Origin of the sequence: Corynebacterium sp. (assembly GCF_012837295.1) — a bacterium.
Classification (GTDB): Bacteria; Actinomycetota; Actinomycetes; order Mycobacteriales; family Mycobacteriaceae; genus Corynebacterium.
In genome coordinates, this window is record NZ_DURI01000131.1 from 1 (window position 1) to 6,181 (window position 6,181).

The following is a 6,181-nucleotide window of genomic DNA, read 5'->3' on the forward strand; positions in this document are numbered from 1 at the left end:
CGCCTTCGCGAATCCCTCCCAGCCCACCCCGCGGTCGAGCATCGTCGGCTCACCGGCGAACAGTGCGTGCGCGGGGCTGTGGCCGCCGAGCGGGGTCGCGGTCAGGCGCTGCAGATGGGGCCAGCACTAGTCCAGGTACAACATCGGCGGGACGGCCTTGCCTCCCATCGTCGACGTGCCGTCACCATTCGGAACGAGCCCCCACGCATCCCCGAGCGGATCATCGGACAGGAACGGACGAGGGTCTTTGGGGGCCGTTTCGTAGTGGTCGGGATGAAGCGGATATGCGTAGTAGCGGATTCCCATGACCTGATCGTGCGGTGGGGGAGGTGCGGCGGCAACGGATGCGCGGCCGATTGTGGATGAATCCGGTCGGGTCGTTCACCCTGTGGGTGGACCTCGCACACGGGTTCCCCTGCCTGGGCAGGGAATTTCCGTCGCTGGAACTATAGTCGGGGATTCCAACGCAATTCGCGCGAAAGGCGGAGCCAGTTAATGGTCGACCCGAAGAAGGATGCCGAGAAATCGGTCGACGAGGTGTTTGACGCCGAACCCGTGGAATTGGGGGCTGACGTTCCTGAGACGGGACAGGCGTATCAGTCCATCAACGACCTGATCGGCGAGCAGAATCGGGAAGCCGAGGAGTTTGCGAAGAGCTTCCTCAAAACGGTCTTGAGGCTTCGCGGAGTTCGAATCGAACGCGAGCAATTCCTCCGCTCGGAGCTGCATAAGCGCGGTATCGCCCGTGAGGTGATCGACGAGGCGATCGCGACGTCGCCGGCGGCCGCAGGCATCGATGTGGTGCTCCTGGATGACATGGCCAACGCAGCGATCGCCTTCGAAACCCGCAAGTCTTCGGCACTGTCCTTCGCCGCGGGGCTACCGGGAGGCTTCGGTTTGCTGGCCACCGTTCCCGGTGACGTCACCCAGTTCTACGTCCATGCGTTCCGCGTCATGCAGAAGACCGCGTACGTTTACGGATGGCAGTCGTTTCTGGAAGATTCGAAAGAGGTCGACGACGAGACGCTGGGCAAGCTGTCGATGTTCCTCGGCGTCATGTTGGGCGTGGGAGGGGCGTCATCGTCTTTGACCGTGTTCGCGGCATCGGTTGCGAGGCCGGCGATTCAAAAGCAGGTCGCCGGCAAGGCGCTGACGAAAACCACGTGGTACCCGGTGATGAAGTCGACGCTACGGGTCATCGGCGTGAAGCTGACGAAGGACAGCCTGGCGAAGACCGTCACAAAGGTCGTTCCCGTGGCCGGTGGCGTCATTTCCGGCGGCATGACCTTCGTGACGCTGCGGGGACAATCCAAGAGGCTCATGGAGCATCTCCGAGAGCTGCCGCCGCCCAACGTCGACGCCGCCGAGTGGCGAGCATTGGTGACGCGCGCCGACGCAGAGGAAACGTTGCGCGATAATTCCGTGCTGTCCTCCGTCGGCGGAGCCGTGTCGAACGCCACGGAGACCGCGTCCACCCAGGCGCGAGCGGCGCTCGACGGAGCTGGTTCGGCCGTGAAGGGCGCGGCCAGCGGCGCCGGGTCTGCCGTGAAGGGCGCGGCGAGTGGCGCCGGGTCTGCCGTGAAGGGCGCGGCAAGTGGCGCGTCCGGACGGCTGAAGTCCCTGGTCCGCCGAAAGAATCGTGACCTCGACGAGGCGGGCGTGGATGACGACGATCAGGTTGATTCCGCGACCTAACGCGACCGCGATTCCACCGGTATCCTCGCGCACACCCCGGCTCCTGGGCCCTCGAGGAAGGAATCCCATGACCATCGACAATGGCGCACCGGTTTGGATCGACCTGGGCGCACCCGACCTGGAATCGGCGAAGGACTTTTACCGGGAGCTTTTCGGGTGGAACTACACATCCACCGGCGAGGACTACGGCGGCTACCTGATGGTCGACGTCGGGGTTCCGGTCGGCGGCGCCGCCCACAACATGAACGAGAAGGGCGAGTTGGACCCGTCCATGCCGGCCTGGTTCACCACGTATCTCAAGGTCGCCGACATCGATGCCGCGGTCGCCGACGTTTCCGCCCACGGCGGCCAGGTGTTCGTGCAGCCGATGCAGATCGGCGACATGGGGTCCATGGCCATCGTCGACGCCCCGTCGGGCGCCGCATTCGGCCTGTGGCAGACGGGTACTTTCGATGGGTTCGATACTTCCGGGCGTCCCGGCACGGCCGTCTGGTTCGAGTCGTTGACCACCGATTTCGATGCGGATGCGGCGTTCTACCGTGAAGTTCTGGGGTGGGAGACCGCCCCGGAAAACTCGGCCGGCGCCCGATACGTCACCAACGCCGCCCATGACTCCGCCCGCGCCGGTCTCATGGATGCCGCGGGCGCGCTTCCCGAGGGAGTGCCCTCCCATTGGCGGGTGACCTTCGGCGTCGAGGACGTCGATTCCGCCATTGCCGCGGTGCGGGAGCACGGGGGTTCCGTGCTGCAGCCGGCGCACGACTCGCCCCACGGCCGCCATGCCGTCGTCGCCGACCCCCAGGGCGCGCCTTTCGCGATCATCGAGGTGCAGGCGGTGTCGTAGTCGCCGGGCCAACACGGCGGCGAGCAGGCTCCCCGGGCACTGCGGGGATTGCCGCGATCCGTGGCCGGGCCTACGCCCCGGGCCCCAACCTCCCGACCATGGACACGTCGTTGAGCAGCATCGACGGCCACCGGTCGACGTCCGCCCTCGTCGTCGCGACGTGCAACTCCGCCTGCGGCATGAGCTTCGCCAGCGCCTGCGCGGTCGTCAGCGGATGGGCGGGATCCTGCGTCCACGCGAGAATCGTGGTCGGGACGTCGATGGTGGTCAGCGCCTTCTGCGGCGGCAGATCGCTCTTCGCGGCCCCGCGAAATACCCACGGCAGCAGGCGGGCGGGGACGTCGGGGCTGGTCTCCGGCGCGCCCGCGATCGCCGGCGGATCGATGTGATCGCGCTCGATCGCCAGCAGCGCGCCGACGCCATGCTTGTCGACGAGATCCGCCGTCCGTTCGTACTCCGCCGCCTTCGCCACGCGCGACGCCCACGCGGTCGGCGGGGCCATCAACGTGAAACTGCTGAACCGGCCCGGATCGAGCAGCGCTGCGTGAAGCATCGTTGCGCAGCCCATTGACGGGCCGACGCCGTGGACGCGCTCGCCGGGGAACCGGTCGTCGAGAAGCAAAAGCAGGTCCTCGGCCAGATTCGGCCAACGGTAGTCTTCCGCGACCGTGCGCCCGGACGACTCGCCATGGCCGCGCGCGTCGTAGCGCAGCAGCCGCGTGCCGTGCAGGCCACGGCCCAAATCGAGGTTGAGCAGACGGTCGCGGGCCCGGCTCGACGTCAGCCCGTGCAGCTGGACGACCGCGTGCCCGCCCTCGTCGCTGAATTCCGTGGCCAACTCGGCGCCGGGCACCGCGAATCGATGGTTCATTCCCTCATTCACGTTGCGCCCCATTTCCGACACGTTTCCGAATCGTATACATCAAATGTCGAATTCGATTTGCGTCCCACGGTGCGATAATTGCTCCGTAGGGTCGAATTCGTGAGATTGACCAATGTAGCGCACCTCGGCCTCCCTTTCGGCAAGCTTGCGGGATACGACGTCCGCGTTTCGCGCACCGGACGGCAATTGCCGATTTCGTTCGACCAGCGCCGCCACGTCGGCCATGGCGAACGCCCCGGATCGTGGATGGCCATTGCTTTCACGCTGCCGTCGGTCGTGGATTGCGATCGACTCGCCGCGGCGTGGTTGGCGGTGGTGGATCGCCACGGCGCCTTGAAATCGGCCTTCATCCAGGGCGAATCGGGCGATGCCCAGGACTTCTCGCTGGAGGAGATCGACGTCGCACCGGGGGAGTGGGTGGACCACGGGGTCGGCGCCGGTGAGGCCATGAACGAGGCGCTCCGGCGGATCCTCGACGAACGCTGCACGCCGTTTTCCGCACCGTCCCATCGATTGTGCGCAATTCACGCGGTATCGGAAACGACGGTGATCATCGGCGTGGATCATTCGCATACGGACATGTGGTCGATGCTCGTGATCCTCCGGGATTTGCTCGGAGCATTGGGCGAAAACGCCGCGAATCGCGTGCCGCAATTGGCGGGCGTCCCGGCGTTCGCCGAACACGCCGAAGACATGAGGAGCCGTCGTCCCGCCCCCGACGAGATCCGCCGGCGGTGGGCGGAGGTGCTGGTGGCCAGCGGTGGCGTCATGCCGCGGTTCCCCCTGTCGCTGGGCGATCCGGGCCCGCACGTCGAGCGTGTCGAGGTCCGCGACGTCCTCGACGTCGACGATGCCGCGGCGTTGTCCGCGCAGGCCCGCGACGACGGTGTCTCCTCGCTGTCGACGGTGGTCGCGGCGATGACCTCGGTGACGCGCGAGCTGGCCGGCGCCCCGCTGCGCGCGGTGTTCCCGGTGCACAGCCGCTACGACCGGACGTGGCACGATTCCGTGGGGTGGTTCATCACCAATTCGGTGCTCGAGTCGGGCGACCCGGACCCGAAGGCGTGCGCCGGCGCGGTGAAGGAGGCGGTGCGGCTGGGATCGTGGCCGTTGGAGGACATCCTGGAACCGTGGGGCGGCATGCCGGATTCGCCGGGCATGTTCGCCATTTCCTGGCTGGATCTGCGTCGGCTTCCCGTTCGGGTCGATTCGACCGGATTGGGCGCGCAGTACGTTGGCGCGAGCGTCCGCCCCGATGGCGTCATGCTGTGGTTCATCCTCGACGACACCGGCCTCCACCTGCGCTGCCGCTACCCCGACACCGCCGAGGCCCGCGCGGGCGTGGGCGGATGGCTCGACGCGCTGGTCCGCGACATCCGCAATCGCGCGTTCGAGTCCGTCGGCGGCCTGCTCGCGGTGTCGGGCCGCAGGTTCCGCGTGCAGAGGGCCGTCCGGTCGGACATCGCCGACATCGTCGCCTTGCTTTCCGACGACGAACTCGGCGCCGCACGCGAGAACGGCGCCCGCGACCACGTCGGGCATGCGGCGTACGACACCGCCTTCGACGCGGTGTCCCGTGACCCGGGCCAGTATCTCGCCGTGGTCAGGGACGAGGCCGGGGCGACGGTCGGGACGATGCAGCTGTCGATCCTCCCCGGCCTGTCCCGTAACGGGGCGACGCGGCTGCAGATCGAAGGCGTCCGGGTCGCCCCGGGAACTGCGGGATTGGGACTCGGCACCGCGATGCTGGAGTGGGCGCATGAGCATGGCCGGGCCCGTGGCGCGACGCTGGCGCAGGTGACCACGGACCGGTCCCGGTCCAGGGCCCAGTCCTTTTACGAACGGCTGGGTTACGGCGCGAGCCACGTCGGTTTCAAGCGCACTCTGTGATCGGTGGCTGCGTTCGCGGGTAGCCTGCCGGACGTGCCATACACGTTGTCGCATCCCGCTTTCGCCGTGCCGCTTCGCCGCCTGGGCCTGCCGGCCACGGCGCTCGCCATCGGTTCCCTGACCCCGGACGTTCCATTGTGGGCGGATGCCATCGGCGGGGGTGCGGTGCTGGAGACGATCGGCCTGACGTACGCCTTCACTCACTCGCCGACGGGCGTGCTCACCGCGTGCCTGGCTTTCGGGTTGGCATTGGGGGCCTGGTGGCTGGTGGTGCGCGCGCCGCTTTACGACGCTCTGCCGAAACGTTGGCTCACCGGTGCGTCCGGGGCGACGCTGTCGTCGTCGCGCGGGATGGAGGCGAAAGAGCCCGGCGTCGTCGGCGGACGGCGGCGGCCGACCGGCGCGCCCGTGCGGTGGTTCGCCGCCGTGGCTGGGTTGTGGATCGGCGCGGCCTCCCATGCCCTCGTCGATGAGCTCACGCACGAGGGGCGGTGGGCGCACTCCAACGTCGCGTGGTTCGCGCAGGAGCAGGCGGGTCTCGCCGGAGTGAAGTGGGTGCAGTACGTCGGTTCCATCGGCGGGGCCCTCATCGTTGCCGGTTACGTGCTGTGGTGGTTGCGGGCGCGGCGTCGCGTGGCGGAGGAGGGCACCGCCGCGTCGGGGACGGACTCGTTCGTGGGGCGCCCGGCCATGCGCGCGGGTGTGGCGGCGGGCATCGCCGGTGCCGCGATCGTCGCCCTGTCCGCGATCGCCGCCGAGCCTTTCAGTCACGCGGTGTTCCGTGCGCTGACCGCCGGGGTTCTCGTCGTCGCGGCCGGAGCGACGATCGGCGCCGTCGCCTGGCACGTGTCGAGGGGGACGCGACGCCC

General features: G+C 68.2%; 5 protein-coding genes. 4 read left to right on the forward strand and 1 reads right to left on the reverse strand.

Translation table 11 applies throughout. The annotated features are described in order from the left end of the window. The first annotated feature begins 495 nt into the window (after positions 1–495). Together GX015_RS04435 and GX015_RS04440 are read left to right on the forward strand one after the other, a co-directional pair. On the forward strand, positions 496–1,695 hold the full coding sequence (locus GX015_RS04435; RefSeq protein WP_291343092.1) for a hypothetical protein: 1,200 nt from the start codon (positions 496–498) through the stop codon (positions 1,693–1,695). A 67-nt stretch (positions 1,696–1,762) separates the two neighbouring features. After that, a complete protein-coding gene (locus GX015_RS04440) occupies positions 1,763–2,539 on the forward strand; it encodes a VOC family protein (RefSeq protein WP_291343093.1) in 777 nt (258 codons plus the stop codon). Between the two features lie 70 nt (positions 2,540–2,609). Here GX015_RS04440 and GX015_RS04445 read toward each other — a convergent pair whose 3' ends face one another. Continuing rightward, positions 2,610–3,410: an alpha/beta fold hydrolase gene (locus GX015_RS04445; RefSeq protein WP_291343094.1), complete on the reverse strand. Its 801-nt coding sequence runs from the start codon at positions 3,408–3,410 to the stop codon at positions 2,610–2,612. Positions 3,411–3,521: 111 nt separating this feature from the next. On the opposite strand from GX015_RS04445, the gene GX015_RS04450 reads away from it, so the two are divergent. Then, positions 3,522–5,312 (forward strand): GNAT family N-acetyltransferase, encoded by a 1,791-nt coding sequence (locus tag GX015_RS04450; RefSeq protein ID WP_291343096.1) that lies wholly within the window; start codon positions 3,522–3,524, stop codon positions 5,310–5,312. Positions 5,313–5,345: 33 nt separating this feature from the next. Next, positions 5,346–6,181: DUF4184 family protein (locus GX015_RS04455; protein WP_291343098.1), on the forward strand; the 836-nt coding region annotated here is incomplete at its 3' end.